Origin of the sequence: Mesorhizobium silamurunense, assembly GCF_014843905.1 — a bacterium.
GTDB lineage: Bacteria > Pseudomonadota > Alphaproteobacteria > Rhizobiales > Rhizobiaceae > Mesorhizobium > Mesorhizobium silamurunense.
The window spans coordinates 1-26,362 of sequence record NZ_LPVS01000253.1; the positions used below are offsets into that span (position 1 = coordinate 1).

The following is a 26,362-nucleotide window of genomic DNA, read 5'->3' on the forward strand; positions in this document are numbered from 1 at the left end:
AACAACGAATTACCTCTTGCATCGCGGGAGCCATCCACAGAAGACATCGTCTGCGGAGATTCGGGCTGTCCGGAAATTTTCAGGCCACGTCCCGCCGAATTGGCTGGCGATCATCAGCCGCGAACACCGCGCTCGCCTCGCTGACGATAGAGACATGGTCCCTGGCGGCCTTGCCCGCAGCCACGCTGTCTCCGCGCATGATTGCGGTGACGATTAGGTCGTGTTCCTGCCAGGATTTGGCCAGCCGTCCGGGCAGCATGAACTGCGCGCGGCGGAAGGGTGCCAACCGGCTGCGGGTCATCACGGTGAGATCGTGGATATGCGTATTGTGGGCGCCACGATAAAGCCGGCTATGGAACTCGGTGTTGAAATACTCGTAGTCCTCCTCGGCGCCCAGCCGCACCATCCGCGACGAAGCCTGATGCTCGATCTCGAGCGCGCGACGCTCGCTGCTGGTCATGCGCTCGGCCGAGAAGCGCGCGCAGATCGCTTCCAGTTCGGCCATGCTCTCGAACATCGAGGCGAGGTGATCCTGCGTCACGACGGCGACGATAGCGCCCCTGTTGGGCCGCCTTTCGACCAGGCCCATGGCGCTGAGCTGGCCGAGCGCCTCCCTGACCGGGGTGCGTGATACGTCGAAGCGGGCGGCGAGTGAGGCCTCGTCCAGTTTTTCGCCGGGGCGCAGGTAGCCGGTGACGATCCGGTCGCCGATCGCCCTGACCATCTGATCCACAGTCGTCCCCGACCTGATCAAGCTGCGCTTCCCCGACAAGTTTCCTCCGTCCGGTCTTCTCTGGAGTCGGCCGACTCGTTGGCTTCGACTCGACACGTTCTCTATGCCTCTATTTTAATCTGCCTGTCAAACTGGCTATTTTCAAGGCAAAAAGTGCATGCAATTGCCTCTGGTATGAGCACGAACCCTCGATATGATCACTGATTTTATTGGATAAATTTCAATCCGGAAACTGGCACAGTGATTGCATGCACTTTCTTGACGGCATGTTAACCGACCCGGAAAAGGGTCCTAAAAGGGGAGCATTCACTATGACCGACAGATTCATGCTTAACCGCCGCCAGCTGCTCAAGACCTCCGCCGCGGGAGCCGTACTCGGCCTGGTCTCGGCATCCTTTCCGATCAGTCGTGCCTTCGCCGCCGCTGCCACCGTCGGCTTCATCTATGTCGGCCCGAAGGACGACTACGGGTACAACCAGGCGCATGCCGAAGGGGCGGCGTCGCTGAAGGGCATCGAAGGCATCTCCATCGTCGAGGAGGAAAACGTTCCGGAGACGGTCGACGTTCAGAAGACAATGGAATCGATGATCAACCTCGATGGCGCCTCGCTGATCTTCCCGACCTCCTTCGGCTATTTCGATCCGCACATGCTGGCCATGTGCGCGAAGTTCCCAGACGTCCAGTTCCGCCATTGCGGCGGCATGTGGAGCAAGGACAAGCACCCGATGAATGCCGGTTCCTATTTCGGCTATATCGGCATGGGCCAGTATCTCAACGGCGTCGTCGCCGGCCACACCTCGAAGAGCAAGAAGCTCGGATTCGTCGCCGCCAAGCCGATCCCGCAGGTCCTGCTCAACATCAACTCGTTTCTGCTCGGCGCACGCTCAGTCGACCCGACGATCACCTGCCAGGTCATCTTCACCGGCGAGTGGTCGCTGGCGGTCAAGGAGGCGGAAGCCACCAACGCCCTGGTCGACCAGGGCGCCGACGTCATCACCTGTCATGTCGACAGCCCGAAAGTGGTGGTCGAGACGGCGGCCGGCCGTGGTGCCTTCGTCTGCGGCTATCACGCCAACCAGAGCCCGCTGGCGCCGGAAAAGTACCTGACCGGCGCGGAGTGGAACTGGGCCAAGGTCTACAAGATGTTCGTCGACAACCTCATCGCCGGCACGCCGCTGCCCAATTTCACCCGCGGCGGTCTTGCCGATGGCTTCGTCAAGATGAGCCCGCTCGGCCCCGCCGTCGGCGAAGCGGCGCGCAAGCAGTTCGACGGGACGCTGGCCGAAATGATGAAGGGCGGCTTCTCAGTCATCAAGGGTCCGTTGAAGAGCAACAAGGGCGTCGTCGTCGCTACCCAAGGCCAGGCCTTTGTCGAGACCGCCATCGAGCTCGAAAGCATGGACTATCTCGTCGAGGGCGTCGTCGGCTCGACGGCCTGAGCGGGCCGAGGGGAGACGGAACGATGACGGACACGGTGAGCAGCGCGGACGTGCGGGCCATTCTCGGCGCTGGGGGATATCGGGCGGCGCTCGAATGGATCGCCAGGCGGGCGGAAGCCTTCGTTATTCCGTTCGCGGCGCTGGTCGTCGGCATGGTCCTGTTCAGCCTGTTCATTGCGCTCGTCGGCAAGTCGCCGGTCCAGCTCTATGAAACGATGTGGCGCGGCGGCTTCGGCTCGTGGTTCTCAATCCAGAACTCGCTGTCGCGGGGAGCACCGCTCTTGCTGGCGGCGCTCTGCGTGGCTCTGCCGGCGCGGCTCGGCCTCGTCGTCATCGGCGGCGAGGGCGCCATCGTTCTCGGCGGCGTCGCCGCCGCGGCCATCGGCGTGGCGCTGGCCGGCGCCCCATCCTTCATCGTCATTCTTGCCATGGGCGTGGCGGGCATGGCCGCCGGCGGCATCTGGATAGGTGCCGTCGGCGCGCTCCGCCACTACCGGGCCGTCAACGAAACCATCTCCAGCCTGCTGATGGCCTACATCGCCATTGCCCTGATGAACCAGTTGGTGGAAGGGCCGCTGCGCGACCCGGCCTCGCTCAACAAGCCCTCGACTCAGCCGCTGGCCGACATCTACCGCGTCGGCAACATTCCGGGCATGGAGGTGCATTGGGGGCTTGCCGTCGGCGTCGTGGCCTGTGTGCTGTCCTGGGTGCTGATCGAAAAGACCCGCTGGGGCTTTGCCGCCCGCATCGCCGGCGGCAATGTCAGGGCAGCGCAGGTGCAGGGATTGGCTGTCGGACCGCTGATCGTCGGCTTTACCGCGCTTGCCGGCGGCTTTGCCGGCCTTGCCGGCATGCTGGAAGTCGCTGCCGTGCAAGGCAGCGCCAACGGCTCGCTCGCCGCCGGCTATGGTTACACCGGCATCCTCATCGCCTTCCTCGCCCGCCACAATCCGCTGGCCATCATCCCCGTCGCCATCCTGCTTGGCGGTATCGACGCGTCCGGCGGGCTGATCCAGCGCCGCATGGACCTGCCCGACGCCACCGTCCTGGTGCTGCAAGGCATGCTGTTCATCGTCATCCTGTTCAGCGAAACTTTCTACGGTCGCTTCAAGGCCTTCAATCCCGACCTTTGGCAGAGGGCCTCCTAATGGACGCTACCGACATCGGCCTCTGGGGCGTGCCGCTCGCCATCCTCGGCGGCGCCATCCGTGTGTCGACGCCCTTTATCTTCGTTTCGCTCGGCGAGGCCATCACCGAGCGCTCGGGCCGCATCAATCTGGGGCTCGAAGGCACACTCGTCTTCGGCGCCATGACCGCATATGCAGTCGCGGTCATGACCAACTCGCCGTGGCCCGGTCTACTGGCCGCCGCCGCCGCCGGCCTTTGCTTCGGTCTTTTCCATGGCTGGATCTGCAAATTCTCGAAAGTCAACGATATCGCCATCGGCATTGCGCTGATGCTGTTTGGCTCGGGGCTCGCCTTCTTCTTCGGGAAGCCGTTCATCAAGCCGAAGGCGCCCAACCTTCCGGCCATTCCCTTCGGCGCCTGGTCCGACATTCCGCAGGTGCAGGCGGCACTCGACGTCAACGTGTTGTTCCTGATCGGGGCGGCACTTTCGCTCGTCCTGTGGTGGGCCTTCCGCAACACCCGCGCCGGCCTCATCGTGCGCGTCGTCGGCGACAGTTCCGACGCCGCGCGCGCCATGGGCCTCAACCCGAACAGGGTGCGCCTTCTCGCCACCGGCGTCGGCGGCGCGCTGGCCGGCATCGGCGGCGCCTATCTGTCACTCTACTATCCCGGCAGTTGGACCGAGCGCATCTCATCCGGCCAAGGGCTGATGGCGGTGGCACTGGTCATTTTCGCGCGCTGGAACCCGCTCGGCTGCTTTGCCGCTGCCCTTCTGTTCGGCGGCGCAGGAGCGCTCGGACCGGCGCTGCAGTCGGTCGGCGTCACGCAAGGCTACTACCTCTTCTACGCCGCCCCTTACATCCTCACCCTCGTCATCATGATCGCCACCTCGTCGCCGACCCGTTCGCTTGCCGGCGCGCCGGGCGAATTGTCGATCACCAAATGACTGGAGTTTTTGCCATGAACGCCAGAGCTGAAATCACCCAGCGCTACATCGACGCCGACCCGTATCCATGGCCCTATAACGGCGAACTGCGCCCCGACAACACGGCGTTGATCATCATCGACATGCAGACCGACTTCTGCGGGCCGGGCGGCTATGTCGACCACATGGGCTATGACCTGTCGCTGGTGCGCGCGCCGATCGAGCCGATCAAGTCGGTGCTGTCGGCCATGCGCGCGAAAGGCTACACCATTATCCACACCCGCGAGGGCCACCGGCCCGACCTCGCCGACCTGCCCGCCAACAAGCGCTGGCGCTCGCGCCGCATCAATGCCGGCATTGGCGACCCCGGCCCCTGCGGGCGCATCCTGGTGCGCGGCGAGCCGGGCTGGGACATCATTCCCGACCTCTATCCGGCCGAAGGCGAGCCGATCATCGACAAGCCGGGCAAGGGCTCGTTCTGCGCCACCGACCTGGAACTGATCCTCAACCAGCGCGGCATCGAAAACATTGTGCTCACCGGCATCACCACCGATGTCTGCGTGCACACGACCATGCGCGAGGCCAACGACCGCGGCTTCGAATGCGTGATGCTGGAGGATTGCTGCGGGGCGACCGACTACGGCAATCATCTCGCCGCGATCAAGATGATCAAGATGCAGGGCGGCGTCTTCGGCGCGGTGTCGAATTCGGCGTCCTTCGTCGCCCAACTGCCGTGAGGAAGCCAGGATGAGCGCGATCACCGGCAACAAGGCCGTCGGCGTCGAGACCATCGGCATGACCATGCGTTTCGGCGCCTTCACGGCGCTGGGCGACGTCTCCATCAAGGTGCGGGCCGGCTCCTTTCACGCACTGCTCGGCGAGAACGGCGCCGGCAAGTCGACGCTGGTCAAATGCATGATGGGTTTTTATCACCCGACCGCCGGCGACATACTGGTCGACGGCCGCGAGGTGGCGATCGCCAGCCCCAGGGACGCATCGGCGCTCGGCCTCGGCATGGTCTACCAGCATTTCACGCTTGTGCCGTCGCTGACCGGCGCCGAGAACCTGGTCATTTCGCGCGAGAAGGTTCCCGGCGTGATCGACTGGCGTAAGGAGCGCGGCGACCTTGCCGTGTTCATGGATCGCATGCCGTTCAAATTGCCGCTCGACGTCAAGGTCGCCGAGCTCGCGGCCGGCGAGAAGCAGAAGCTCGAGATCGTCAAGCAGCTCTATCTCGGCCGCTCCTTCCTGGTGCTGGACGAGCCGACCTCCGTGCTCACTCCCGGCGAGGCGCAGGAAGTGCTGGGCCTTGTGCGCGCCATGACCAGGGCTGGCGACCTCACCGTACTGATGATCTCGCACAAATTCCATGAGGTGACGGCATTCGCCGACGACGTCAGCGTGCTGCGCAAGGGCAGGCTGACCGGCACCGGCCGCGTCGTCGACCTCGACCGCAAGGCCATGGCGGCGATGATGATCGGCGACCAGCCTATCGCGGCACTCGACAGCCGCGCCGAGCCCAGGCCGGACGCCGAGATCGTGCTCAAGGTCAAGGCGCTGAAGGCGCCGGACCGCACCGGACTGAAGTCGATCCGGATCGAGGATCTCGGCGTGCGCTCCGGCGAGATCGTCGGCATCGCCGGTATTTCCGGCAACGGCCAGAAGGAATTCCTCGAAGTGCTGGCCGGGCAGCGCCCCCGCGATGCCGGCGAAGTCATGGTGCGCGGCAGCGCCTATGCGGCGACGCGCGCCGAGGCGCGGGCGCTCAATGTCCGCCTCATCCCGGAAGAGCCGCTGAAAAACGCCTGCGCGCCGAAGATGACGGTGGCCGAGAACATTTCTTTCCGCACCTTCGACATCGACAGCAACGGCAAACCGGTAAGCTGGATCAGCGCCGGCGCCATCAAGGCATTCAGCGCCAGGCTGGTCGAGCAGTTCAAGGTCAAGACCGCATCGCTTGCCTCGCCAATCGCCTCGCTGTCGGGCGGCAATGTGCAGCGCGCCGTGCTTGCCCGCGAGCTCACCGGCGAAGTCGATCTGTTGATCGTCTCCAACCCGTGCTTCGGCCTCGACTTTTCGGCCGTGGCCGAAATCCGCGCCCGCATCATGAAGGCGCGCAATGCGGGTGCCGCCGTGCTTCTGATGTCGGAGGATCTCGACGAACTGCTCGAGCTTTCAGACCGCATCTTCGTCATGTCGGATGGCGCGCTGGTCTACGAGACGCCGATCGCGCAGGCCAGTGTCCAGACCATCGGCGAGCACATGGCGGGACATCACTGATGGCGGAAATCGAAGCGAAGCCATTTCCGTTCGCCTTCAAGCCGCGCACCATTGCGCTGGTCGTCATCGACATGCAGCGAGACTTCGCCGAGCCCGGCGGCTTCGGTGCCAGTCTCGGCAACGACGTCGGCCGTGTGACAGCGATCGTGCCGACGGTGAAGAGATTGATCGAGGGCTTTCGCGCCGCCGGCCTGCCGGTAATCCACACGATGGAGTGCCACCGGCCCGACCTTTCCGACCTGCCGCCGGCCAAGCGCAATCGCGGCAATCCGTCGATCCGGATCGGCGATGCCGGGCCTATGGGCCGCGTGCTGATCGCCGGCGAGCCGGGCACGGCGATCCTCGACGAACTTGCGCCGCTGCCCGGCGAGATCGTCATCGAGAAGCCGGGCAAGGGCGCCTTCTACGCCACCTCCTTCGGCGACGACCTGAAAAGGCTCGGCGCCGAGCAGCTGGTCTTTGCCGGCGTCACCACCGAAGTCTGCGTGCAGACGACGATGCGCGAGGCCAACGATCGCGGCTATGAGTGCCTGCTCGCCGAGGACGCGACGGAAAGTTACTTTCCCGAATTCAAGGCGGCGGCGATCGCCATGATCAGGGCGCAGGGCGCCATCATCGGCTGGACGGCGACGACCGACCAGGTGCTCGAGGGAATTGCCAATGCCTAATCTTGCCTTTGCCGGCCTACTCGACAGCGGCTGGCGCGATCTGGCATTCGAGCATTTCCGTGACGGCATCAGCGTGCACTGGCTGCTGAAGGGCGGGCCGGTCGAGCCGTCGGTCGCGATCCTGAAATACTGGCCCGGCGCCGGCGTGCCGCGCCACCGCCATGTCGGGCTGGAGACCATCGTCGTGCTGGAAGGCACCCAAAGCGACGAGAACGGCCACTATCCTGCCGGCAGCGTGATCCTCAATCCGGTCGGGACCGAGCATTCGGTGTGGACGAAGGACGGCTGCGTCGTGCTGATCCAGTGGGATCTGCCGGTGATCATTCTGGGGGAGACGAAATGAGTGATGTCCACTTCGACATTGCAAGCCTGCACGCGGCCTATCGGGACGGCGTCGGCGTCGCCGATGTGATCGCGACGATTTATGCCCGCATCGAGACAGCTGATGATCCGGGCATGTTCATCCATCTCGCCGCCAGGGCGGACCTGCTTGCCGCGGCCGAAGCGCTCGGCCCGTTCGACCTGGTGGCAAAGCCACTGTGGGGCATTCCCTTCGCCGTCAAGGACAACATCGACGTTGCCGGCATGCCGACGACGGCAGCCTGCGCCGAATACACCTACTGGCCCGACAAGGACGCCACCGTGGTGGCGCGGCTGAGGGCGGCCGGCGCACTCGTCGTCGGCAAGACCAATCTCGACCAGTTCGCCACTGGCCTCGTCGGCGTGCGCACGCCCTGGCCGACTCCGCGCAACGCCATCGACGCGGAGCTGGTGCCAGGCGGCTCCTCCTCGGGGTCGGCGGTGGCGACGGCGCGTGGCATCGTCTCCTTCGCGCTCGGCACCGACACCGCCGGCTCCGGCCGCATCCCGGCCGGCCTCAACAACATCGTCGGGTTGAAGCCGACCGTTGGTGCGTTGTCGACGGCCGGCGTGGTGCCGGCCTGCCGCACGTTGGACTGCGTGTCGGTGTTCGCGCTGACCGTCGATGACGCCTATGCAGTGTTCTCCGTAGTGGCGGCGCGCGACGCCGCCGATCCCTATTCGCGCGGCGTCGCCGTCCAACCGCTTGCCGCGCGCCCACCGGTGCTGAGCGTCGGCATTCCGGCAAAAGCCGACCTGAAATTCTTCGGCGATGCAGCGATGCAGGCCGGCTTCGAGGCATCGCTTGCCATGCTGTCGCGGCTCGGCTGCCGGCTGGTCGAAATCCCGTTCGGCGATTTCTACGCCACCGCCAACCTCCTCTATGAGGGCGCCTGGGTGGCCGAACGCTATGCCGCGATCCGCGATTTCATGGAAGCCAACGAAGCCGCCATGCATCCAGTGACGCGCAAGATCATCGGCGGCGCCAGGAAGCTATCGGCGGCCGATGCCTTCCGCGGCCTCTATGCCTTGCAGGCGTACCGGGCCAAGCTCGCCCAGGTCATCGCCTCGGTCGACCTGTTCTGCGTGCCGACCGCGCCGACCCACTATACGCTCGATGCCGTGCTCGCCGATCCGATCGCCACCAACAGCCGGCTGGGTACCTACACCAATTTCGTCAATCTGCTCGACATGTGCGGCATCGCCGTGCCGACCGGCACGCGCGATGACAGCCTGCCGATGAGCGTGACGCTGCTTGCGGCCGCCGGACTGGACGGCCTTGTGGCGTCCGTCGCGCGCGATCTCCATGCCGCGAGCGGTCTCACCCTCGGCGCAACTGGCTGGCGGCAGCCGAGCGCGCAACCTACCGGCGCATCGGCCGAAGATGGCACGATCGAATTAGTGGTGGTCGGCGCTCACCTCTCGGGAATGCCGCTCAATGGCCAGCTCAAGGAGGCTGGTGCCCGGTTCTGCCGGGCGATGAAGACCGCCTCTTCATACAAGCTTTATGAACTCGCGGGCCAAGCCACGCCTAAGCCGGGACTCGTTCGTGTGGGGAACGGCGGCACTGCAATCGAGGTAGAGGTTTGGCGGCTACCTGCCGACGCTTTCGGCCACTTTGTGGCAGCCATCCCGCCGCCGCTGGGCATTGGCAATATAGAGCTTGATGACGGCAGCACCGCCAAAGGCTTTCTGGTGGAATCCGTGGGCTTGCTAGGCGCTTCTGATATTTCGTCATTCGGCGGCTGGCGCCGTTTTTGTCAGATCGCGTTTCCACTTGAACACTTCGTCAACGCACTTTGCGAAGGCAAGGCGGTTGGGGCACCGACCGAGGCAGGTTGAACTTCTGATGTCTTCGTTGCAAGGCCGTCGAGAAAGGGCTGTGAGCGAAAGAAGACCGATGCCGGTCGAGACCATCATGCGCGGCGGGGAGGCAACCTGCTTCCGATTCCCCAACCGTTGGCGTCTGCTGAAGTTCCCAGGGCAAAAGCTTCCGTTTCAAGCGAATGTTCACGATGTGGTGATCCCGCTTGTTGATCGACTTCTCGGCTGCTCCTTTTGCGATCACCCAGGTTACTCGCGCGCTGCGGAGCGTTGACGTTCGATCTCCTCAGGCTCCTTGTCGTCGATGTTCGCAACATCGTTTCGCGCATTCCCCCGTTGCTCGAATGAACTCATCGAGCTTTGCCTGCAGGGCCTGTGTATCACGATGTTCAGCGCGTTGAATGAGAAGCGTCATGGCCCAAGTGACAAGCGTCGCAATGCCGTGCCAGTCGAGAGTCTCAGGTTCAAATGCAAGCCGGCAATTCGCCGGCTCCCGGCACCGACATTTGGTCGGACCGCCTCATGTTTCTTGCGTTGGCCTACGCACAAATCCGTCGGTCGTGAAAGGAGTGACGGCCCTCGTGCTACGTTTGCGCTGCGGGATGCGCTGTCACTTGATCGTTTGTGCCTTTATTGCGAGTGTCGCAGCTGCAATGGGCGGTAGATAGCGGGACGAAGGGGGAGGCGATCTTTCTCGCTGGCCAATAAAGCTGTCATTGCCACAGAGACCGCTGTTCAATGGCGGGCTTCTGTTCGTCAGCACAGCCCCGATCCTGTCTGGGGTCTATACACATTTTGTCCGTGTAGCGGATCTGATCTGCACAATTGCTGGCTCGGAACCAATTGGTCAATTCCACGTTTTGAGCCTTGCGGTGGATTGTATATGTCGCCCGCAGGGGGCTGGGGATTTCATCAGGCATCAGTTCTTTCACAAAACCGCTGGGCTGGGAGTGGCACTGTGAGTGTGCAGGCATCAAGAGCGCAATTAGACCCTCGACAAATTCTCAATTCACTAAAGGCTTTCCGACGAGGCGACTTCTCCGTTCGCATCGACAACGTCTACGAGGGAATTGATTCAGACATCGCCGACACCTTCAATCAGATCGTCGAATTGAACGATCAGGTGACACGCGAGTTCGAACGCCTGAGCAGGGTCGTCGGCAAGGATGGCAGGATAGGTGAGCGCGGCCATGTCCGCAACGCTACCGGCAGCTGGGAATCCAGCGTCCGGTCAGTCAACGACCTTATCGAAGACATGGTCCAACCGACGGCCGAGGTGGCTCGCGTCATCGGTGCGGTTGCCAAGGGTGATCTTTCCCAAACCATGATGGTCGAAATCGATGGCCGCCCGCTGCGCGGGGAGTTTCTGCGCATCGGCAAGATCGTCAACACCATGGTCGGGCAATTGGCCTCCTTTGCGTCGGAGGTGACGCGTGTCGCTCGCGAAGTCGGCACGGAAGGAAACTGTCGGAGACGCCGGCGGCGATCGAACGCCCGGCGCCGCTCGTTGGCGATCACACACGCGAAATCCTTGCCGAATATGGCTATGGCGCAGCCGAGATCGACGACGTGCTCACCCGCGGCATTGGCGGCGAGCCGAAGCGCGCCTGCCCGCTAAAACCATTCGGGGAAGGCCGCGCGAACGGCCTTCCCCAATGCCGGTATGTCTTCATCCGGAACCGATGAATAGGGCCACAATAGCCGCGGCCCGAGCGTACCCCAGCCACCGGCTGCGACCATCGCCTTGTCGAGGGCAGCGTCGCTGACCGCGTAACGCGCCCGGAACGGCAGGACATGGTCGGCGAGGAACGCCTGGATGCGAACCTCCATCTCGGCAGCGGCATGTTCTTCGGCAAGTATCTGAGCCCACCATTGCAATGCACCCTTGGGGGTGAGACAGGCGACGTTGGAATAGCTGCCATGCGCGCCGTGGGCATAGCCGGTCGCCAGCGTGTGGCCTGGCACGAACACCGAAAGGCCTGGCAGTTCGCGCCGCATGTCTGCATACCAGCCGGCGTCGCCGCCGGGTAGTTTGGCGCCGACAAGCGAGGGCACCCCGGTTCGCAGCGCGGCAATGCTTTCGAGGCTCAGCCGCCGCTTGGCGTGCGGCGGGTTGTAGAACACCAGAGGAGTGCTCGGCGCCACCTCGGCCAAGCCCGAAACGAAACGCAGCACTTCCTCGTCGCTCGGCGGCCACCAGTCCGGCAAGGTGAATTGCACAGCCGAGGGTCTCAGTCCCGCAACGCGTTTCAGCCGCTCACGTGCAACGCGCGGGTTGGACTGGCTGATGCCGATCTGGAAAGGGATGTTCGCAGCGCCGGCGATTTGCGCCACCATCTCGCTCAGCCGGTCGAATTCGGCTTCCGTCTGGCAATGGAACTCACATGCCGTGCCGTTGGAATAGACGCCGTGAATGCCCGATCCGCAGAGCCGCGCAACGGTGTCTTGCGTGGCGCTCCAGTCGATATTGCCATCCAGGCCCACCGCCAGCATCACGGCGCCCCAGATACCGCGCGGCGCATGTTCGGGAAGGACGCAGAGATGATCGCTCATGATCCGACTAGCGTAGCGTGAAGGAAAGAGGCGCAAAGTCGCCAAGGCGGATCTCGATGCGACCCTTCCTTGGAACGATCAGCAGCGGCGACAACGATCCCGTGGTGATCGCCATGCCTTTTCTAAGACCGCCGAAATGATCGAAGGCCATCCCAGCGAAAGCAACGATGGGAGAGATGGCGTCGCCGAACGGGTATTTGGCGGTCTCGCGCTGGGTGACCACCCCGTCGCTGGAAAACGTGATCGCCATGCCATCGACCTTCGGCTCGTGCGCCAGGATCTGCGTGCCGATGACATAGCCGCCGGTGATCATATTGTCGGCGAGCGGACCGAACGGGCCGGCTTCGGTTCGGTCATCGATGCGGGAGCCGATGAGTTCGATGCCGAGAACGAAATGTTCGACCGTCTGCAACACGGCATCGCGCCCAGCCTTGGCGATCTCGGGCGTAAGATCGGCGCCGAGCCGGACGGCCACTTCGATCTCCAGCCCGGCGAGATCGCGTTCGCCAAGTTCGATCGTTCCGCCATCGTCTATGACTATTCCGGCGGGGATCGGCGCACCCGTCGCAATGCCATCGGGCGGCATCGCCACCTTGCCGACAGGCGCGCTTCCGCCAAGCAGCTTCATGACTTCGCCCTGAATTGCCATCGCCTCATCGCGCGTCAAGTCAATGAAACGCGACGCCGGCACGCGTCGGCACGGATCGCTGTGAGCCACGGCGATTGCCGCGGCAATTGCATCGATATCAGCCGGCATCGGCGATCGTCTCCTCGCGGCGGGATTTGTCCGATGCGCAAGCTGCCTCGATGATGCCGATAAGCTTGCGCCCATAGGCGCCGGTCACCGGTACCGGCTTGTTTTCGACGATGGCGTCGCGCAACGCTGCCCATTCGCGTTTCACCGCATTGTGCATCCAGGCCGGCTCGAACGAATCCGGCAGGTCGGCCCACACCGTATCCCGACCGATCATCGTGCCGCGATCCATGTCGATGCGCAGCGTGCCGCGCTCGCAGACCAGATCCATCGCAAAGCCGACCGCGCCATCGCGATAGCCGACGCTCTGCACCTGGCCCAGGCCGCCGCCCTTGAAGCGCAGCGCCAGCATCGAGGTGTCGTCGGCCTCCTGTTCGTGGAACTTCGCTCCGAGCATGGCGCTCACCGAGATGACGTCGTCATCCATCAGCCAGACAAGACGGTCGAGCGCGTGAATGCCAGCGGTCATCAGCATGCCGCCACCGGTGGTGTTGCGCAGGTGCCAGTCGCGCCGGTTATGCTCCATCCACAGCTTGATCATCCAGCTCGACGCGATCATCGGCCGTCCGATCTCGCCCGCCTCGATGACCTTCTTCGCCGCCATGCAGGGTTTCGAGAAATGCAGGAGGTGGGCGACCATCAGCTTGACGCGGTTCTGCCTCACCGCCGCGTTGATCGCATCGCATTCGGCCACGGTTCGCGCCATCGGCTTTTCGAGCAGAATGTGCTTGCCGGCCTTGGCCGCTCCTACAGCCATTTCGGCATGCAATGCATGCGGGGCAGCGATGACGACGGCATCGACGCCGCCGTCTTCGAGAAGTTCGCGCCAGTCGGTGTAGCCCTTGCCGCCATGTTCGGCCGTGAAGGCGGCCAGCGCTGTCGCGTCGCCACGGCAGGCAGCGACCAGGCGTATGCCATCGACCTCCCTGATCGCGCGCGCATGCGCGGCGCCGAAATCGCCTGCGCCGATAATGCCTATTCCAATCATCGTCCTGCCTTCTGGTACGCGGCGTCGATCAGCGACATCGCCGCAACATAGTCGTCCATGGAGATTGCCGGCGCCGCCTTTCGCTGCAATCGTTCGAACGTGTCGCGCAAGTAGAGCCGGTAGCGCGTAGCCGGCAGCTCGACCGGCAAGTCGACAATCGCAGCGTCGTCGAGCGTCGCGCAGATCGCCGTGTCGCCACGGTCGATCAGCGTGGCATTGGCGCTGACAATGCGCCATTCGAAATCGCCGCCGGGCTGCATTGAGGCGAAGGTATAGCCCGCCTCCACCGTAAACACCGCGCCGGCCTCGTCCTCGAGCACCAGCAGCGCATAGTCCTCAACCGGAGACCTGTGGATGCGGTTGCCCACCGATACGGATTTGAGAAGGAGCTCTCCGCTGGCGAAGCTCAGCGCAGCATCAACACCGTGAATGCCCAGGTTGCGCAATGCGCCGCCACCGCCAATCGCGGGATCCACCACCCAGGCAACGCCGTCGGCGGCATAGCGCTTGGGCGGCCCGTTGACGACGCGGAAATGGCTGTGCGCGAGTTGGCCGGCGCGGCCGTCCTGGCGCAATCTTTCAAAGGCGATCACCGCCGGGCCGAAGCGATTGGGCAAGGGCACGCTGACGAAGGCCTTTCGTCGATGCGCCAGGTCTCGCAGTTGGAGCAGCGGCGCCGTGCTGCTCGCCGCCGGCTTCTCAAGGACAAGCGGGATATCAGCCTCGATCACACTGCGCGCCCTGGCGGGCACGTTCGAAGGATGTCCCATCAGCAGGATCAGATCGGCAGGTGCCGTCAAAACGCCTTCGAATGCGGCAATCGCGTTCAGCGAGTTGCGGGCCGCAAAGCCCTTCGCATGCGCCTCGTCCTCGTCCCACACGCCGATAATTTGAGCGCCGGCAGCGCGCGCCGCATCGAGATGCATGTCGGCGTGCCAGTGGCTCGTGCCGGCCAAAACGATCTTCATGTCCCTGATATTTCCTCCAATGACTTGCAGGATATCCTACAAGTCGTTATAGGACAAGTCGTCAACCTCCCGGACGAAGTGGTTGTTGGGCGTCGGACAACAGTGGGAGCAGGGGAGCAAAATGCCGGTACTGAAGTCGATTGAACCGCTCAGCCGACCACCGCTTCTGCATGTAACCGTTCAGGAAAGCCTGCGGAAATATATCGAGGCCAACAGGCTGAAGGCGGGCGACCCATTGCCGCCCGAGACGTTCCTGGCGCAGCAGCTCGGCGTTGGCCGCAATTCAGTCCGCGAAGCGATCAAGGCGCTGGAATCGATCGGCATATTGGAGACGCGCCGCGGCATTGGCGTGTTCGTCAAGGAATTCTCATTCAAGCCGCTGCTCGACAATCTGGCTTACGGCCTGCAGGACTCGCTGCGCGATGTCGAGGAACTGCGCGAGATCCGCCGCGTGCTCGAGACTGGCCTGATCGCCAAGACCATCGAAATGATCAGCTCCGAGGACATCGACGAGCTTCGCCGGCTGACTGAAAGCATGCGCCAGCGGGCCGAACGCAGCGAGAGCTTTGCCGAAGAGGACCAGCAGTTCCACCAGATGCTGTTCCGCTGCCAGAACAACCACATGCTGAGCGCTCTTATCGACATCTTCTGGGTGGCGTTCAACAAGGCCTCGGACTTCACCAATCTCGACAATCCGACGCCGCTCGCCACCTGGCGCGATCATCATGAAATCGTCGAGGCGGTCGCCGCCAAGGATGTCGACCGGGCACGCAGCCGGCTCGACGATCACTACAGAGGTATTCAGCAAGTCATCGCAAAAAACCGCACAATTTGAAAAATGCCAAGGGAGGAAACCATGTGCATGAAGACGATAGCTATTGCCGCCGCGCTGCTGCTCGGCACCGGCCTGCCGACCATCGTGCAGGCACAAAGTCCAAAGACCATTGCCGGCGGGTTCGACGTCGGTCCCGGCGGTTTCCCCAAGAACTTCAATCCGCTGGTCGCGACCGGCGGCTTCACCTGGCTCAGCACCTATTTTGAACCACTGGTCATCTGGAACGCCGGGCTGACCGAACTCGAAGGCGACCTGGCCAAGAACTACACGGTCAGCGGCGACCAACTGACCTATACGTTCAACCTGGTCAAGGAGACCTGGCACGACGGCAAGCCTTTCACGTCCAAGGACGTGAAATTCACCATCGAGCTTGCCAAGAACAAGGCTTCCGGCAGCCTGCTTGCGGCACGCCTCGGCGATGTCGCGTCGGTCGAGGCGCCTGACGACAGTACCGTGATCATCAAACTGTCCAAGCCGAACGGCTCCTTCCTGTCCATTCTTTCGCAGGTGCTGATCCTGCCGGAGCATGCCCTTGCCGGCATGCCGCCGGAATCGCTGGCGACCAGCACCTGGTGGTCGACCAGTCCGGTCGGCACAGGTCCGTTCAAGTTCAAGAAATATGTCACCGACCAATATGTCGAACTGGCCGCGGACGACGACTATCGTGGCGGCAAGCCGAAGGTCGACGTGCTGATCAACCGCTATTTCGAGAGTCCGGCGGCAGCGGTCGCGGCGCTGCGGGCGGGTGAGATCCAGTTCACCTATGTCGAGCCCGACGATGCGGCATCGTTCAAGACCGACACCAGCTTCAAGGTGATCGAGGGCGGCTCGTATGTGGTCAACTATATCGGCCTCAACCAGAAGGTCGACCTGTTCAAGGATCTTAAGGTTCGTCAGGCAATCATGTACGCGATCGACCGTAACGCCATCATCGAGAGCCTCTATGGCGGCGCAGCCAAACCAGCCAATTGCGGTTATGTCGCGCCGCAACTGGTTCCCGAAGGACTGGAGAGCTACGCCTACGATCCGGCCAAGGCCAAGGCACTGCTGACCGAGGCCGGCTGGGACAAGATCAACGGCGACAAGCCCATCACCTTGCTGACCTACTACGGCTCGCCGCAGGCCGCCAACGTCATGGCCGCCGTCCAGTCCATGCTGGCCCAAGTCGGCATCAACGTCGTGCCGCGCGTCGTCGACACGCCGACCTACAATGGCATCGTCTACAAGGAAGGCACGCCGGACTGGAGCGCATTCCCCATGGTCTATGCCGGCCTGCAGAACGGTCCGAACCCGGCCGGCATCAATCCGGGTCTGAAACGGCTGGCTGCGCGCGGCGCTGTCTGGCGAATTCGGCTATTCGATCCAGCGCAGCGGCGTGCGGGTGCTGCCGCTGGTGATGGAGCGCATCGGGCCGACTGCTCTCCTGATGGGCATGGGGCTGGCGATCGCCATCATCGTCGGCATTGCGGCCGGCATCTACAGTGCCGTGCGCCGCAACGCCTGGCCCGATATTGCAATGTCCGTGCTGTCCTTCATCGGCATATCGAGCCCGGCCTTCCTGACCGCTTTGCTCGGCCTCTATTTCTTCTCGGTGCTGTTGCGCTGGGCGCCGTCCGGCGGCATGCAGACTGCCGGTGCGCCATTCTCTATCGCGGACGTGCTCGCGCATCTGATCCTGCCGGCGTGCCTGCTGTCGATCGGCCACGCGGCATTGATCATGCGGTATATGCGTGCCTCGCTACTCGAAGTGCTCAACCAGGACTATGTCCGTACCGCCCGCGCCAAGGGCGTTCGCGAGTTCTGGGTGATCATCAAGCACGCCACCCGCAACGCGCTCTTGCCGGTCATCACGCTGATCGGCTCGACCGTGGGCATCGCCGTCGGCGGCGCGATCTTCCTGGAGAGCGTCTTCAACTGGCCGGGCATGGGCCTGCTTTTGGTCAACGCCGTCGGCACGCGTGATTATCCCGTCATCATGGGCGCCACGCTGGTCATCGGTGTCTGCGTCATTCTCGTCAACATTCTCACCGACGTCGCCTACGCCTTCGTCGATCCGCGCATCCAGGTGGCATGATGACGGTTGTCGCGATCGATCCTCCAGTTGCAAGAAAAACCAAGGGTCCGTTGCGCCGTGCGCTCGACCGCTTCATCGAGAACCGCGCCGCGCGGGCCGGCCTGCTCATCGTGATCCCGGTGCTGATAGCGGTCATGACTTATCACTGGTGGTGGCCATACGCGCCCAACGCCATCGACCTGAAGGCCATGAACAAGGGGCCCTCCGCCACCCATTGGCTCGGCAGCGACGGCGTCGGCCGCGACGTCTTCGCGCGACTTCTGCAAGGCGGTCGCATTTCGCTTTTGGTCGCCGTCTGCTCGGTCGCGATCTCTATCGTCATTGGGTTTCTCGTCGGCGCTATCGCAAGCTTCGGCGGCCGCGTCGTCGATGCGACCGCAATGCGCTTCGTCGATCTCGCCATGACTTTGCCACCGGTCATCTTCCTGCTGGTGCTTGCCTCGATCGCCGGCACCGGCATCGCGCCGACAATCCTCGTCATCTCGCTACTCTCCTGGCCGGTTCTGTCGCGCATGGTCAGGGCCCGGCTGCTCGAACTGCGCGAGCGTGATTTCGTCGTTGCGGCGCGCGGCATGGGGGCAGGGCTGCCGCATCTCCTGTTTCGCCACGGCCTGCCCAATTGCATAGACATCCTCGTCGTCTACGCGACCTTGCAGATCGCCAACGCGATCCTGCTGGAAGCCGGCCTCTCCTTCCTCGGCCTCGGCATTGCCCCGCCCGAAGCGAGCTGGGGCAACATGCTCAATCTCGCCCGCTCCACCGTCGTCCTCGAACAATATCCCTGGCAGTGGATGTTCCCCGGTGCCGCCCTCGTGCTCACGGTCCTTGCCATTAATTTCATTGGCGACGGCCTGCGTGACGCTTTCGATCCCCGATCCGATCTCAGCTGAAGGTTCTCAAAATGCCACTCTTTACCGGCGTCGTGCCGCCCGTCGTTACCCCCCTCAACGCCGATTACAGCATCGATTTTCCCTCGTTCACCCGAACGCTGGAGAACCTGCTCGGCGGTGGCGTCCACGGGCTGTTCGTGCTTGGCTCGACCAGCGAGGTTGTCTTCCACGATGAAGCTGGGCGCAAGGCGATCATCGAGCACGCGGTGAAGGTCAACAATGGCCGCGTGCCGATCTTTGTCGGCGTCATCGACCCGACCACTGATCGCGTCATCAACCATTCGAAGATCGCCAGATCGGCCGGCGCCGACGCAATCGTCGTCACCGCGCCGTTTTACGCACGCACGAGCCAGCCGGAGATCATCGACCATTTCCGCTACATCAAGGATGCGATCGACATCCCGATCATCGCCTATGACATCCCGGTTTGCGTCCATATCAAGCTCGATCGCAAGACGACCGTGACACTTGCCAGGGAAGGCACCATCGCCGGCCTAAAAGATTCCAGCGGCGATGACGGCAATCTGCGTTACGTGCTGAAAGACATGGCCGGCGACGCCAATTTCTTCGGCATGACTGGCTCCGAGATCATGGTCGACACGGCCCTGGGCATGGGCGCGCATGGCGTCGTGCCGGGCATCGCTAATGTCGACCCGCACGGCTATGTCAAGATGTGGAACCTGATGCAGGCCGGCAAGCATGCTGAGGCCCGCGTCGAGCAGGAGCGGCTGTTGAGGCTGTTCGAGATCGTCTGGATTGCGCTCGGCCGCACCAGCGCCGGTTCGGCCGGCGTCGGCTCCTTCAAGACGGCCATGCGCAGCCTTGGCATCATCGCCACCAACAGGATGGCCCGTCCGCAACGCGACCTCAACGCCAAGGAAACGGCCAAGGTCGACGCGATCCTGCGCGACGTTGGCCTGCTCGGCTGACAATGGAAGCGCCGATCCTCCAGATTGCCGGATTGCGTGCCGTGTTCCGCATTGCGGGGCGCGACATCGCTGCCGTGCAGGATATCGATCTGGAGATCGGCTCCGGCGAAACCGTGGCGCTGGTCGGCGAGTCCGGTTCGGGCAAGTCGGTCACCAGCCTCTCCATCATGGGGCTGCTGGCGAAGAAGATCGGCCATATCGCCGATGGCCACATCTCGATCAGGCGGCGCGACGGGTCCGTCACCGAGCTGACCGGCCTCGACGCGGAGCAGTTGCGCCGCGTGCGCGGCAACGACATCGGCATGGTCTTTCAGGAGCCGATGACCAGCCTCAACCCGGTCTACACAATCGGCGAGCAGATCGCCGAGCCGATCCGCATCCATCTCGGCAAATCGCACCGCGAGGCAGCAGCCGAGGCGGTGCGCCTGCTGACGCAGGTCGGCATTCCAGACCCAGCGCGGCGCGCGAAACAATACCCGCACGAGCTCTCGGGCGGCATGCGCCAGCGCGCCACCATTGCCATGGCGCTCGCCTGCGACCCGACTTTGCTGATCGCCGACGAACCGACCACGGCGCTTGACGTGACAATCCAGGCGCAGATTCTCGATCTGCTTGCCGACCTTCAGGCTGAGCACGGCATGGGCATCCTCTTCGTCACCCACAATCTTGGCGTGGTTGCCGAAATCGCTGACCGCGTGGCGGTCATGTATGCCGGGCGCATCGTCGAGACCGGCCCGGTGAGCGAAGTCTTCGCCCGTCCACGCCATCCCTATACGATCGGCCTGATGCGCTCGTTGCCACGGCTTGGCCAGGCAACGGCGCTGAAGGCGGCTGGCAAACCGCTGCCGACGATCGCCGGCAACGTCCCCTCGCTGGCCATGCTGCCCAAGGGCTGTTCCTTCGCACCGAGGTGCCCGATGGCGATCGACGCCTGCCGTGCCGCCGTGCCGCCGCTGTTGCAGGTGTCGCCGACACAGGCGAGCCGGTGCATTCGCTGGGAGGAGCTATGAGCGCGCTAGCTCCCTATCTGTCTGTTCGCAACCTGACCAAGCATTTTGCGCCGACTGCGTTCTCGCGCGGGCCTGTGGTCAAGGCGCTGCAAGACATTTCCTTCGACATTCCTCGTGGCCAGGTGGTCGGGCTGGTCGGCGAATCCGGTTCCGGCAAGACGACCATTGGCCGTTCCGTGTTGCGGCTGATCGAACCGACGTCAGGGGAGATACGCTTCGACGGCAAGGACATCGTCAAGCTGGGGGCAGGGGATCTTCGCCGCCAGCGCCGCAACATGCAGTATATTTTCCAAGACCCCTTCGCCAGCCTGTCGCCGCGCATGACTATCGGCCAGATCCTCACCGAAGGCCTGGATATCCAGAGGATCGGCAACCGCGCCGAGCGACGGGCGCGGGCTGAAAAGGCATTGGCCGCCGTCGAGTTGCCGGTCGATGCCTATGACCGCTATGCGCACGAATTTTCGGGCGGCCAGCGGCAGCGCATCGGCATCGCGCGCGCGCTCACGCTGGAACCCGAATTCATCGTCGCCGACGAGCCCGTCTCGGCCCTCGACGTGTCGATCCAGGCGCAGGTGATCAATCTTTTGCGAGACCTGCAGCTGCGGCTCGGCCTGACCATGCTGTTCATCTCGCATGATCTGGCGGTGGTCGAATATATTTGCGACACCGTCATCGTGCTTTATCTTGGGCGCATCATGGAGATCGCACCGGCGGCGAGCCTCTACGCCCGCCCGCAACACCCCTACACACAGGCGCTGCTGTCGGCGGTTCCCTCGCCGGATCCGACGAAGCGCTTGAAGCGCCAAATACTGAAGGGCGATATTCCAAGCCCCGCCAACCCGCCGTCGGGCTGCGTGTTCCGCACCCGCTGCCCGTATGTGATCGAGGCCTGCGCCGGCGTGGTGCCTGAATTGCGCGAGACCGAGGCGGGACACCTCAAGGCCTGCATCCGCGACGACATCCCGGCATGAAGATCTTCGTCTTTCCCTATCTCGACGCACGTTCGCGCGAGCGCCAGCCGCGGCGATCATCGTCGACAAGCACGTTGCCGGCCCACTCGAGCGGGCAGCGTTCAACTCCCCAAGCCGATGGCCGATGGCTGATCCGGGCTTGCAGCCTAAACCAGTCACGACCCGAGACGGAATGATTCCGCTAAGGTCGCGGCCTCTAGCCTATAACGGCGGCAGCGGAGACCGCCACATCGCCGGACTCACTGCGTAAGCAAGATGCACCCGTAGCTCAGTTGGATAGAGCGTCGCCCTCCGAAGGTAGGGCAAACAAGAGCGCCTACGAGCGAGAATACTGGCGCCGGTGGGCCGAGGGCGCGACGAATGATCGTCCTACATGTTGCTGCAGGGACGGATCGGCGGCTTCGGCTTGAAGGGTGCTGTCTGGCGCCTAAGGGGAACGTCGGCCAGCGACGTTCGGATCGGCTTGACGGTAGCAGTGGATTGAGGGGCGGCCACACGCTTGGCGAGCAGCGCCGCCGACATTTTGGCGAGCTTAGATTTTATACCCAAAGTCTCCTCCCAAGACCTACTCCGGCGTTCGTTCTACCACAGGTAGCGCCGCACTCGCATTTAAATTTTCTAATTCACCTGCGGGGCGTAGCCGGTGGTAGACCGATGACCGCGAAGCCGAATGACCATCGCGGCGCCGCCGATCTTCCGGTCATCCTTGCCGCGCTGGAACTCATGCCGGCGAACGCTCTCGACCGCATTGCCCCGCGGGCTCTCGACCTGAAGACCGACACCGGCGATCGGCGCGCCCGGCATGCGGCCTCGATCTATCGGGCGCCAGAAAATGCCGGCAGGAAGGAATTCGAAGATGGCGAGTTGCTGGACAAGGTCGCCGGACTGATCGTCGCGGGTAAAGGTCGCTCGACCGTGACGATCGTGGCTCGATCGGCTTCGATCGATCCCAAGCAGCAATATGCGATTGCGCAGAGGCTTCGCCGAAAATGAAATGCACAAAATAGGCTGTATGCATTTCCGTCCCATGGCATCCCTCCGACCATGGCGAAGAACACCACCATCATCATACACCGGCCGCGGCGATCACGCACCGAAGGCTGGCATCCGGCTGGCGGTCGGAAAAGCGAAGTCGCGGCCACACTTCATTAGACGGTTTCGAGCCGGCTGAACCGAACCGGGATGAGTTTCAGAGCCTCGAGTTGCCCTGCCGCATCCTTGTCGATGATAGTCAGAAACTGTCCCTCTTCAGACGCCAAAGGCAGAACAAGGCGTCCCCCTGGCTTGAGTTGATCCAGCAAAGCTGGCGGCGTTCGCTCAGCCGCGACGCTAACCAGGATCTTATCGAATGGGGCGTGCTCGGGCCAGCCGCGAGACCCGTCTCCGACACGAATGGCAACATTCGAGAAGCCAAGGCCCTGGAGCAGAGCCTCGGCATGGCTTGCGAATTCCTCGATGATTTCGACGCTCCAAACTTGTCCGGCGAGTTCCGCGAGAATCGCGGTTTGGTAGCCCAGGCCGGTTCCGATCTCGAGCACTGCCTCGTGCGGTTGGGGAGTGAGGAGATCGGTCATCAGAGCGACAATGAAGGGTTGCGAGACGGTCTTACCGAAGCCGATCGGCAGCGGCATGTCCTGGTAGGCATACGGCGCGACCGCGGCTGGCACGAAGAGATGTCGCGGGACCCGCCGCATCGATGCCAGCACCCGCTCATCGAGCGTTGCCTTGCCGAGTTCTTCGCTAGCCAGCTCGGCATGGATCGCAATCATCTCGACCATGTGCCTGCGTAGAATCGCCAGGTGCTCTTCATTCATCGGTTTCATGACGGTGAGGCTTTCCTCGACCAACTGCTGCCAGATAGCTTTATATCCTGTTCGTCTTGTCACAGTAACCGACAAGGCCGATGTGCTGGACATTGCGTACGGGGCTGGTTTCGCCGGGCCGACCTCAAGTCGGAAAGCTGCTACCGCACGCGGCTTTGCTGACGCACCAGCGCAATCTAAAGGCCAAGTTCCTCGATCTGGAGAACGCCATCCGGCACTCGCTGAAGTCGTTCGGCACCCGGTTGAGCAAGGTCAGGCGCGCGGCTTTCGAGCGGACAGTGCGCGCGCGGTGGCGAACGATCCGCTGCCGGCCGAACTGATGGACGCCATGCTGGCTGCCCGCGCGGCGCTATGGAGGAGAGTACTGCCGGCTGCATGATCTCCTCAAGATGGTGGCGCGCAGCGAGCCCGTGTGGGCGCTTAACGGCCATCCCGTCGGCCCGGTGACAGCGCTCTCCCTTGTGACAGTGGTCGACGACCCGTCGCGCCTCCGCCGCTCGGGTGACGTCGCGGCCCGTTTGCAGGCCACTCGCGTTGTTCCGTCCACTTTCCTGCCTGTGGGGGACACACAATGAGGCGCCCTGAACTCCCGCCGGTCTGGAGTTTCTCTGGCTCCTGACGATTCCGCTGTCGGTCGAGTGTTGGCGCTAGGTGGTCGAAGGACTCTCCTGGGAATCGACGTTGTACCGTGCCGGCTCAGCTTCCAAAAAAGATCACCCGGGTCGGTGGATCAATAGTTGCCGTTGTAGTCGCGAACGTCGCAGGCGTGGTGTAGATGCGATCTTAACGGTCCTGATAACGGCAGAGCTGATCGCGGCGGGGTGGTGGCGTTGCCGACGACTGCGCCAAGCAATGCGCCGCTCGCGATCGGGCCCACAGCGGTTTGAACCTCGAGGCTGGCTGGACGCGCGACGAGGTCGTCCGTTCGCTGCGGCAGCTCATCGCGGCCAACAATGTGACCCAAAATGGACAGCGCCAAGGTCGAGGCCTTCTTGCGATCGCAAGGTGCGGATGAGAATCAGTCGGCATTGATTGTGCCGCGGAATGGGGCCGTGTCCGCCGGCCACGCCAACGGGGGCTAAGGAAGGAGACGGCCCGGCACGCTGGCGGGGTAGCCCAGCACGGGCCGGGCCTAACCGGCGAGGATCGCTACAAGGGATAGGCTCCCCCGCCAACTGCCGGCGATGCCCCTGACTGCTATTCCCTGCTCCTCCTTATGGATGCGTTTCAACTGTAAGCAGAAACGCATATTTTCTCGTCAGCCGGTACCCCTCTTAGCGATACTATGCCCCCACCGGTCAGGCCTGGTGCCCTTGCTCCTTCATGCCACCCAAACCGACAAGGGTGCCGGGCTGCTCCCGCCGGCGTGAGTGACGAAGCCCGCCTGCCGCTGGTCAGCGCTAACCACGATCTTCGGTTCCCTTTCCGCACTGCCATTGCCTCTGCAACTGTCACATGGAGTCCCGGACATCTGCCTATTAGTATTCAGAAGCTCATCTTGGGCTCGAAGTCCTTGTCCTGCGCAGAGGTCGTATCGCTGCCCACGCACAAATCTTTCAAGCTGACATGTAAGGTCTAAGCCTTTTGGAGAGATACTGTATTTTGCGTGGAAGGATTAATGTAAGTTTCGCGAAAAATGGGATGCCAACATGGCAACGGAAAGCACTAGATGTAAAGGTTTGGTGTCCGAGAACTTGGTATCAGAGGCTCAGGCACGCCGCGATTTTCTCAAAAAGGCTGGCCGCTTCGCAGCGATAACTCCGCCGGCTATAACGCTTCTTCTGGGCACAAGCCTGAACTCCAAGGCTATCGCGAAATCTGGCGGATCAACTCCAGGCAATTCTGGCGGTTCCACTCCGGGCAACGGAGGGGGAGGCAACCACTTTCACCCTCGCCCTCGCGGCCGAGGCCTCAATTCCGGTGGAGGCCGCTCCGGCGGCGACAACTATGGTGGCGGATCTCACGGCGGCTCAAGGGCCGGCGATCCAAACTAGGTGGTCGCCGCTCATTTTTCGATTGAGCATATGTGAACCCTCGCCTCGATCCGGGAGGTTGGAGACATGCTTTGAGGTACCTGACAGCTGAGCCATCACGAGCGGCACGAAGGCGGGGATCATCAGTGATTTTGAAATGGTCACAGGATTCCGAGCTCGAGGAAACTCGCCGGCATGCGCCAGGCATTTGAGCCCGCTGGAGGCCCATCGCTCACCGATCCTTCCGAAGGTGAGGCTAGTGTTACCAGCACCAATGACACAGTTCTGGCGGCAGGCAGGCAAAAGCCTGCCCGAACGAAAGGCTTAAAACGGCTTTTGCTCTAGATCGGAGTAGAGGTCGCGTTGGGCCACCTACTTTATTAGCAATAGATTATGTTCGGAGAAGAACCTACCATTGGCGTTTTCAAGCGCTGTGTGGGGAGTACCAATGCGCACAATTCTGGCTCTGGCCGCGCTCACAACCTGTTTCGCCCTTTGGGATCGATTTGCGAACGACGGCACCTATAGCGCCGCCCTGCAACGAAACATCTTTGGCGCAGCGCTCTCGGGGTGATGATCTTGATCGAGTGTTGCCAGCGTGCAGCCACTGTGGCGACCAAGGCCGGCAAGCCCAACAGTAAGTTCGAGTCCGGCGAGCCGTCATCACCTGTGAACTCCGAGTGGTAGTAGGTGAACTTACCTTGGCGCCGGCAGCTCACTCGGTGCTTCATCGAACTTGGTACTGGTGGCGATACTTGCTCGATTGCTAAAATAGGGAAATTTTCGCCTTGAGTGCGTGAGGATGGAAGCAGGATTGGGGAGATGTATTTTCCTCAGTTTCTGGTCGGAATGCTGATGGCGTCGAGCGTTGTCGGAACCTGGGCCTACGCGGCCACAGGATCCATTTGGATGAGTATTGCCTGGACCCTCATCGCCGCGGTTCTCTTGCAGGTCGGGTATCTCGGGTTTGTGTTCAGGCTTTTATATGGTCGGCGACACTCCGAGCAGAAGGCGGAGGCGACTAATCCGGACGCTACTAAACAACAGGCCGTTCCGCGCCAGCCAAGACATAACGACGGTCGCTAACCCAGTGCTGACTTAGGTTTGCTCGACCCGCTTAATTGAAAGGGCCTGTACGATAATGCGGGTGTACAAACCCGTGTCATGCGGAAATCTGCCATGCGTCATGACGTTGCCCCCAGTTTCTATCCAGCTTTGAGTTCGTTTCCGGCGTGGG

25 protein-coding genes and 4 pseudogenes are annotated in these 26,362 nt (G+C 62.8%); 20 read left to right on the forward strand and 9 right to left on the reverse strand.

Annotated features, from left to right (window positions below):
* Positions 1-79 precede the first annotated feature (79 nt).
* Positions 80-724 carry a GntR family transcriptional regulator gene (locus AU465_RS34480; protein WP_246506701.1) on the reverse strand — a complete coding sequence of 215 codons (645 nt, stop codon included), beginning with the start codon at positions 722-724 and terminating at the stop codon, positions 80-82.
* A 320-nt stretch (positions 725-1,044) separates the two neighbouring features.
* Between AU465_RS34480 and AU465_RS34485 the strand changes: the two genes are divergently transcribed.
* The 8 genes from AU465_RS34485 to atzF are packed head-to-tail and all read left to right on the forward strand — an operon-like array spanning position 1,045 to position 9,375.
* Entirely contained in the window at positions 1,045-2,172 is a 1,128-nt protein-coding gene (locus tag AU465_RS34485; protein WP_192257701.1) for a BMP family ABC transporter substrate-binding protein, read from the forward strand.
* A gap of 23 nt (positions 2,173-2,195) precedes the next feature.
* The gene (locus AU465_RS34490) at positions 2,196-3,320 is read left to right on the forward strand and encodes an ABC transporter permease (protein WP_192257703.1); all 1,125 of its coding nucleotides are present in this window, start codon (positions 2,196-2,198) and stop codon (positions 3,318-3,320) included.
* Positions 3,320-4,246: an ABC transporter permease gene (locus tag AU465_RS34495; RefSeq protein ID WP_192257705.1), complete on the forward strand. Its 927-nt coding sequence runs from the start codon at positions 3,320-3,322 to the stop codon at positions 4,244-4,246. The genes AU465_RS34490 and AU465_RS34495 overlap by 1 nt, the downstream gene beginning before the upstream one ends.
* A gap of 14 nt (positions 4,247-4,260) precedes the next feature.
* Positions 4,261-4,962, forward strand: a complete 702-nt coding sequence (gene biuH / locus AU465_RS34500; RefSeq protein WP_192257706.1) for a biuret amidohydrolase — start codon at positions 4,261-4,263, stop codon at positions 4,960-4,962.
* A 10-nt stretch (positions 4,963-4,972) separates the two neighbouring features.
* Complete coding sequence (locus AU465_RS34505; protein ID WP_192257708.1) at positions 4,973-6,505, forward strand: ABC transporter ATP-binding protein; 1,533 nt, start codon at positions 4,973-4,975, stop codon at positions 6,503-6,505.
* Entirely contained in the window at positions 6,505-7,173 is a 669-nt protein-coding gene (locus AU465_RS34510; RefSeq protein ID WP_192257710.1) for a cysteine hydrolase family protein, read from the forward strand. Before AU465_RS34505 ends, AU465_RS34510 begins: the two co-directional genes overlap by 1 nt.
* On the forward strand, positions 7,166-7,516 hold the full coding sequence (locus AU465_RS34515; RefSeq protein ID WP_192257712.1) for a cupin domain-containing protein: 351 nt from the start codon (positions 7,166-7,168) through the stop codon (positions 7,514-7,516). The genes AU465_RS34510 and AU465_RS34515 overlap by 8 nt, the downstream gene beginning before the upstream one ends.
* A complete protein-coding gene (gene atzF / locus AU465_RS34520; protein ID WP_192257714.1) occupies positions 7,513-9,375 on the forward strand; it encodes an allophanate hydrolase in 1,863 nt (620 codons plus the stop codon). The genes AU465_RS34515 and atzF overlap by 4 nt, the downstream gene beginning before the upstream one ends.
* 268 nt (positions 9,376-9,643) lie before the next feature.
* Here the strand turns inward: atzF and AU465_RS34525 are convergent, their stop codons facing one another.
* On the reverse strand, positions 9,644-9,772 hold the full coding sequence (locus tag AU465_RS34525) for a low affinity iron permease family protein (RefSeq protein ID WP_246506703.1): 129 nt from the start codon (positions 9,770-9,772) through the stop codon (positions 9,644-9,646).
* A 549-nt stretch (positions 9,773-10,321) separates the two neighbouring features.
* Here AU465_RS34525 and AU465_RS34530 point away from each other — a divergent pair.
* Positions 10,322-10,819: pseudogene (locus AU465_RS34530) on the forward strand (HAMP domain-containing protein); the annotation flags it as partial.
* A 152-nt stretch (positions 10,820-10,971) separates the two neighbouring features.
* Here AU465_RS34530 and AU465_RS34535 read toward each other — a convergent pair.
* From AU465_RS34535 to AU465_RS34550, 4 genes are read right to left on the reverse strand one after another with little or no spacing between them, the layout of a single operon-like run.
* Complete coding sequence (locus AU465_RS34535; RefSeq protein WP_192257716.1) at positions 10,972-11,910, reverse strand: dihydrodipicolinate synthase family protein; 939 nt, start codon at positions 11,908-11,910, stop codon at positions 10,972-10,974.
* 7 nt (positions 11,911-11,917) lie between these two features.
* Positions 11,918-12,667 carry a hypothetical protein gene (locus AU465_RS34540; RefSeq protein ID WP_192257717.1) on the reverse strand — a complete coding sequence of 250 codons (750 nt, stop codon included), beginning with the start codon at positions 12,665-12,667 and terminating at the stop codon, positions 11,918-11,920.
* Complete coding sequence (locus AU465_RS34545) at positions 12,657-13,652, reverse strand: Gfo/Idh/MocA family protein (RefSeq protein ID WP_192257719.1); 996 nt, start codon at positions 13,650-13,652, stop codon at positions 12,657-12,659. Before AU465_RS34545 ends, AU465_RS34540 begins: the two co-directional genes overlap by 11 nt.
* On the reverse strand, positions 13,649-14,620 hold the full coding sequence (locus AU465_RS34550; RefSeq protein WP_192257722.1) for a Gfo/Idh/MocA family protein: 972 nt from the start codon (positions 14,618-14,620) through the stop codon (positions 13,649-13,651). Before AU465_RS34550 ends, AU465_RS34545 begins: the two co-directional genes overlap by 4 nt.
* Before the next feature lie 121 nt (positions 14,621-14,741).
* On the opposite strand from AU465_RS34550, the gene AU465_RS34555 reads away from it, so the two are divergent.
* The 7 genes and pseudogenes from AU465_RS34555 (at position 14,742) to AU465_RS34585 (ending at position 21,329) form a co-directional block, all read left to right on the forward strand.
* A complete protein-coding gene (locus AU465_RS34555; RefSeq protein WP_192257724.1) occupies positions 14,742-15,455 on the forward strand; it encodes a FadR/GntR family transcriptional regulator in 714 nt (237 codons plus the stop codon).
* A 21-nt stretch (positions 15,456-15,476) separates the two neighbouring features.
* Positions 15,477-16,847 (forward strand): annotated as a pseudogene (locus AU465_RS34560) (ABC transporter substrate-binding protein); the annotation flags it as partial.
* Positions 16,777-17,529: pseudogene (locus tag AU465_RS34565) on the forward strand (ABC transporter permease); the annotation flags it as partial. The pseudogenes AU465_RS34560 and AU465_RS34565, both read left to right, overlap by 71 nt.
* Positions 17,526-18,419 carry an ABC transporter permease gene (locus AU465_RS34570; protein WP_192257726.1) on the forward strand — a complete coding sequence of 298 codons (894 nt, stop codon included), beginning with the start codon at positions 17,526-17,528 and terminating at the stop codon, positions 18,417-18,419. The pseudogene AU465_RS34565 and the gene AU465_RS34570, both read left to right, overlap by 4 nt.
* Before the next feature lie 11 nt (positions 18,420-18,430).
* A complete protein-coding gene (locus AU465_RS34575; RefSeq protein ID WP_192257728.1) occupies positions 18,431-19,348 on the forward strand; it encodes a dihydrodipicolinate synthase family protein in 918 nt (305 codons plus the stop codon).
* Positions 19,349-19,350: 2 nt separating this feature from the next.
* Positions 19,351-20,358 (forward strand): ABC transporter ATP-binding protein, encoded by a 1,008-nt coding sequence (locus AU465_RS34580; protein WP_192257731.1) that lies wholly within the window; start codon positions 19,351-19,353, stop codon positions 20,356-20,358.
* Positions 20,355-21,329 (forward strand): ABC transporter ATP-binding protein, encoded by a 975-nt coding sequence (locus AU465_RS34585; RefSeq protein ID WP_192257733.1) that lies wholly within the window; start codon positions 20,355-20,357, stop codon positions 21,327-21,329. The genes AU465_RS34580 and AU465_RS34585 overlap by 4 nt, the downstream gene beginning before the upstream one ends.
* 369 nt (positions 21,330-21,698) lie before the next feature.
* Here AU465_RS34585 and AU465_RS34590 read toward each other — a convergent pair whose 3' ends face one another.
* Positions 21,699-21,878, reverse strand: a complete 180-nt coding sequence (locus AU465_RS34590; RefSeq protein ID WP_192257735.1) for a hypothetical protein — start codon at positions 21,876-21,878, stop codon at positions 21,699-21,701.
* A gap of 105 nt (positions 21,879-21,983) precedes the next feature.
* Between AU465_RS34590 and AU465_RS34595 the strand changes: the two genes are divergently transcribed.
* Complete coding sequence (locus AU465_RS34595; protein ID WP_192257737.1) at positions 21,984-22,322, forward strand: hypothetical protein; 339 nt, start codon at positions 21,984-21,986, stop codon at positions 22,320-22,322.
* Between the two features lie 155 nt (positions 22,323-22,477).
* Here the strand turns inward: AU465_RS34595 and AU465_RS34600 are convergent, their stop codons facing one another.
* On the reverse strand, positions 22,478-23,152 hold the full coding sequence (locus AU465_RS34600) for a protein-L-isoaspartate(D-aspartate) O-methyltransferase (RefSeq protein ID WP_192257739.1): 675 nt from the start codon (positions 23,150-23,152) through the stop codon (positions 22,478-22,480).
* A 90-nt stretch (positions 23,153-23,242) separates the two neighbouring features.
* Between AU465_RS34600 and AU465_RS38110 the strand changes: the two are divergent.
* A pseudogene (locus AU465_RS38110) lies at positions 23,243-23,667 on the forward strand (transposase); the annotation flags it as partial.
* A 215-nt stretch (positions 23,668-23,882) separates the two neighbouring features.
* Here the strand turns inward: AU465_RS38110 and AU465_RS34605 are convergent.
* Positions 23,883-24,131: a hypothetical protein gene (locus AU465_RS34605; RefSeq protein WP_192257743.1), complete on the reverse strand. Its 249-nt coding sequence runs from the start codon at positions 24,129-24,131 to the stop codon at positions 23,883-23,885.
* A 700-nt stretch (positions 24,132-24,831) separates the two neighbouring features.
* On the opposite strand from AU465_RS34605, the gene AU465_RS36990 reads away from it, so the two are divergent.
* Complete coding sequence (locus AU465_RS36990; protein WP_376774937.1) at positions 24,832-25,146, forward strand: hypothetical protein; 315 nt, start codon at positions 24,832-24,834, stop codon at positions 25,144-25,146.
* 834 nt (positions 25,147-25,980) lie between these two features.
* The gene (locus tag AU465_RS38200) at positions 25,981-26,211 is read left to right on the forward strand and encodes an exopolysaccharide production repressor protein (RefSeq protein WP_281396960.1); all 231 of its coding nucleotides are present in this window, start codon (positions 25,981-25,983) and stop codon (positions 26,209-26,211) included.
* Positions 26,212-26,362: the final 151 nt, after the last annotated feature.

Coding starts and splice junctions, on each gene's coding strand:
- AU465_RS34595 (WP_192257737.1), top strand. CDS start 21,984: ATGACCGCGAAGCCGAATGACCATCGCGGCGCCGCCGATCTTCCGGTC.
- AU465_RS38200 (WP_281396960.1), top strand. CDS start 25,981: ATGGCGTCGAGCGTTGTCGGAACCTGGGCCTACGCGGCCACAGGATCC.
- atzF (WP_192257714.1), top strand. CDS start 7,513: ATGAGTGATGTCCACTTCGACATTGCAAGCCTGCACGCGGCCTATCGG.
- AU465_RS34510 (WP_192257710.1), top strand. CDS start 6,505: ATGGCGGAAATCGAAGCGAAGCCATTTCCGTTCGCCTTCAAGCCGCGC.
- AU465_RS34490 (WP_192257703.1), top strand. CDS start 2,196: ATGACGGACACGGTGAGCAGCGCGGACGTGCGGGCCATTCTCGGCGCT.
- AU465_RS34585 (WP_192257733.1), top strand. CDS start 20,355: ATGAGCGCGCTAGCTCCCTATCTGTCTGTTCGCAACCTGACCAAGCAT.
- AU465_RS34545 (WP_192257719.1), bottom strand. CDS start 13,652: ATGATTGGAATAGGCATTATCGGCGCAGGCGATTTCGGCGCCGCGCAT.
- AU465_RS34525 (WP_246506703.1), bottom strand. CDS start 9,772: ATGACGCTTCTCATTCAACGCGCTGAACATCGTGATACACAGGCCCTG.
- AU465_RS34485 (WP_192257701.1), top strand. CDS start 1,045: ATGACCGACAGATTCATGCTTAACCGCCGCCAGCTGCTCAAGACCTCC.
- AU465_RS34515 (WP_192257712.1), top strand. CDS start 7,166: ATGCCTAATCTTGCCTTTGCCGGCCTACTCGACAGCGGCTGGCGCGAT.
- AU465_RS34570 (WP_192257726.1), top strand. CDS start 17,526: ATGATGACGGTTGTCGCGATCGATCCTCCAGTTGCAAGAAAAACCAAG.
- biuH (WP_192257706.1), top strand. CDS start 4,261: ATGAACGCCAGAGCTGAAATCACCCAGCGCTACATCGACGCCGACCCG.
- AU465_RS34550 (WP_192257722.1), bottom strand. CDS start 14,620: ATGAAGATCGTTTTGGCCGGCACGAGCCACTGGCACGCCGACATGCAT.
- AU465_RS34495 (WP_192257705.1), top strand. CDS start 3,320: ATGGACGCTACCGACATCGGCCTCTGGGGCGTGCCGCTCGCCATCCTC.
- AU465_RS34535 (WP_192257716.1), bottom strand. CDS start 11,910: ATGAGCGATCATCTCTGCGTCCTTCCCGAACATGCGCCGCGCGGTATC.
- AU465_RS34600 (WP_192257739.1), bottom strand. CDS start 23,152: ATGAAACCGATGAATGAAGAGCACCTGGCGATTCTACGCAGGCACATG.
- AU465_RS34505 (WP_192257708.1), top strand. CDS start 4,973: ATGAGCGCGATCACCGGCAACAAGGCCGTCGGCGTCGAGACCATCGGC.
- AU465_RS34540 (WP_192257717.1), bottom strand. CDS start 12,667: ATGCCGGCTGATATCGATGCAATTGCCGCGGCAATCGCCGTGGCTCAC.
- AU465_RS34575 (WP_192257728.1), top strand. CDS start 18,431: ATGCCACTCTTTACCGGCGTCGTGCCGCCCGTCGTTACCCCCCTCAAC.
- AU465_RS34480 (WP_246506701.1), bottom strand. CDS start 724: ATGGTCAGGGCGATCGGCGACCGGATCGTCACCGGCTACCTGCGCCCC.
- AU465_RS34580 (WP_192257731.1), top strand. CDS start 19,351: ATGGAAGCGCCGATCCTCCAGATTGCCGGATTGCGTGCCGTGTTCCGC.
- AU465_RS34555 (WP_192257724.1), top strand. CDS start 14,742: ATGCCGGTACTGAAGTCGATTGAACCGCTCAGCCGACCACCGCTTCTG.